Origin of the sequence: Kitasatospora sp. NPDC059462, from assembly GCF_042749955.1 — a bacterium.
GTDB lineage: Bacteria > Actinomycetota > Actinomycetes > Streptomycetales > Streptomycetaceae > Kitasatospora.
The window spans coordinates 1-2,927 of sequence record NZ_JBHYUU010000362.1; the positions used below are offsets into that span (position 1 = coordinate 1).

Consider the following 2,927-nt stretch of genomic DNA (forward strand, 5'->3'; position numbering starts at 1 on the left):
TCCACCAGCCGGAACAGCGCCACCTCGATCGCGAACAGCGCCGGCTGGGTGAACTCCGTGCGCGCCAGCAGCTCCGCGTCCTCGCCGAACACCACCTCCCGCAGCGGCCGTTCGAGGTGAAAGCCCACCGCCTCACAGACCTCGTCGAACGCCTTCGCGAACACCGGGAACGACGCGTGCAGCTCACGCCCCATCCCCAGCCGCTGACTCCCCTGCCCCGAGAAGAGCAGCGCGACCAGGCTCCGAGGGGCCACCGCCCCGGTGACCACGCCCGCGACCGGCTCGTCCCGTACCAGCGCGTCCAAGGACTCGCGCAGGTCCGCACGGTCCACCGCGACGATCGCCGCCCGGTGGTCGAGGGCGGCCCGTGTCGTCGCGGTGGAGAAGCCGAGATCCGCGACCGTGAGCCCGGGGTCGGCCTCCAGGTGGGCGAGAAGCCGCACGGCCTGGTCGCGCAGCGCCGAAGGGCTCTTCGCCGTCAGCAGCACGGGAGCCGGCAGCTCGGCCACCGGCAGCGGAACCGGTGCGGAGGCGTCCGCCTCGTCGGACTCCGGGGCCTGCTCGACGATGACGTGCGCATTGGTCCCGCTGAAGCCGAACGAGGAGACGGCGGCGCGGCGCGGCCGCTCGCCCGCCGGCCAGGCCACCGGCTCGGTCAGCAGGTCCACCGCACCCGCCGACCAGTCCACGTGCGGCGTCGGCTCGTCCACGTGCAGGGTCTTCGGCAGCCACTCGTGCTGGAGCGCCTGCACCATCTTGATGACGCCGCCGACCCCTGCCGCCGCCTGGGTGTGACCGAGGTTCGACTTCAACGAGCCCAGCCACAAGGGCCGTTCCCGGTCCTGGCCGTAGGTGGCCAGCAGCGCCTGCGCCTCGATCGGGTCGCCGAGGGTCGTGCCCGTGCCGTGCGCCTCCACCACGTCCACGTCGGCCGCCGACAGTCCGGCGTTGGCCAGCGCCTGGCGGATCACCCGCTGCTGCGACGGCCCGTTCGGCGCCGTCAGACCGTTGGACGCGCCGTCCTGGTTCACCGCGCTGCCCCGCACCACCGCCAGCACCCGGTGACCGTGGCGCCGCGCGTCGGAGAGCCGCTCCAGCAGCAGGACGCCGACCCCTTCGGCCCACCCGGTGCCGTCCGCCGCCGCCGCGAACGGCTTGCAACGGCCGTCGGCGGCCAGGCCGCGCTGACGGCTGAAGTCCACGAACGCCGTCGGGTTGGCCATCGCGGTGACCCCACCGGCGAGCGCGAGCGTGCACTCGCCCTGCCGCAGCGCCTGCACCGCCAGGTGCAGGGCCACCAGCGAGGACGAGCACGCCGTGTCGACCGTCACCGCCGGCCCCTCCAGGCCGAAGGTGTACGCCACCCGACCCGAGACGACGCTGGCCGCACTGCCCGTCCCGATGTAGCCCTCGACGTCCTCGACCGCCTGCTGGAGGACGGCCGAGTGGTCGTGGTACATCACCCCGGCGAACACGCCGGTCCGGCTGCCGCGCAGCGAGGTCGGATCGATCCCCGCCCGCTCGAAGGCCTCCCAGGAGGTCTCCAGCAGCAGCCGCTGCTGCGGGTCCATGGTGAGGGCCTCGCGCGGCGATATCTCGAAGAGGCCGGCGTCGAAGCGGTCGATTCCGGCGAGGAACCCGCCCTCACGGACGTGGCTGGTGCCCCGCGTGTCGGGGTCGGGGTCGTAGAGCGCCTCCAGGTCCCAGCCGCGGTCGGTGGGGAACTCCGTGATCGCGTCACGGCCGTCCGCCAGCAGGCGCCAGAGGTCCTCGGGCGATGTGACGCCGCCGGGGTACCGGCAGCTCATCGCCACGATCGCGATCGGCTCCTGTTGGGAGTCGTCGATCCGCTGGAGCCGCTCGCGGGCCTCGTGCAGGTCCGCGGTCACTCGCCGGAGGAAGTAGCGGAGCTTTTCCTCGTTGTTCACCTGAGGCCACCCTCTTGCAGACGTCGCGTGGAGCCGGAATCCGGCAGATTCGTTGTGGGGAACGGGAGTTGGCCGCCAACTCTCCGGGGGGTCAGGAGATGCCGAACTCCTTGCCGATGAAGTCGAACATCTCGTCGTCGGTCGCGGCGCCGAGTTCCTCGGCGACGTCGGTGCCCTCGGCCGGAGCGGCGTCCGTCCACAGCGCGGCCAGCGCCCGCAGCCGCGCGGCGACCGCCGTACGGCCTTCACCGTCCGGTGCCGCCGTCCGCAACGCTGCTTCCAGGCCGTCGAGTTCGGCGAGCAGCTCGCCGACACCGGGCGCCGCCGGCGCGGACTCGGCCCGCAGGTACTCGGCGACCTCGTTGGGCGTCGGGTAGTCGAAGATCAGCGTCGGCGGCAGCCGCAGTCCGCTGGCCGCGGCCAGGCGGTTGCGCAGTTCGACGGCCGTGAGCGAGTCGAAGCCGAGCTCGCGCAACTGCCGGTCGGGACGCACCGCCTGGGGTGAGGCGAGTCCCAGGACCGACGCCACGTGCTCGCAGACCACGTCCAGCAGCAGTTTGCGCTGGTCGGCCTCGGGCAGGCCGGTCAGCCGTGCGGACAGCGTGGCCGCCCCGCCCGGCGCCGCGCTCGCGGCCGCCCGCCGGACCGGCACCCGCACCAGGCCCCGCAGCAGCGCGGGCAGCGACCCCGCCGCGGCCTGCGCCCGCAGGCCCGCCGGGTCCAGGCGCACCGGCACGACGGTCGTCCCGTCCTGGCTCAGCGCCGCATCGAAGAGTGCCAGCCCTTCCTCGGTGGCGAGCGGCAGGACTCCGCCGCGGGCCATCCTGGCGCGGTCGGCCTCCGTCATCCGGCCGGTGATGTCGCTGCCTTCGGCCCACAGGCCCCAGGCCATCGACACCGCCGCCAGCCCGGCCGCCCGGCGCCGCTGCGCGAGCGCGTCCAGGAAGGCGTTCGCCGCCGCGTAGTTGCCCTGCCCCGCACTGCCGAACACCCCCGCCG

Annotated in this window: 1 protein-coding gene and 1 pseudogene; both read right to left on the minus strand. The window is 74.0% G+C overall.

Annotated features, from left to right (window positions below; translation table 11 throughout):
• Window positions 1–1,928: pseudogene (locus ACFXAM_RS38395) on the minus strand (type I polyketide synthase); the annotation flags it as partial.
• A gap of 91 nt (window positions 1,929–2,019) precedes the next feature.
• Window positions 2,020–2,927, minus strand: a 908-nt coding sequence (locus tag ACFXAM_RS38400) for a beta-ketoacyl reductase (RefSeq protein WP_380298547.1), incomplete at its 5' end; no start/stop codon positions are given.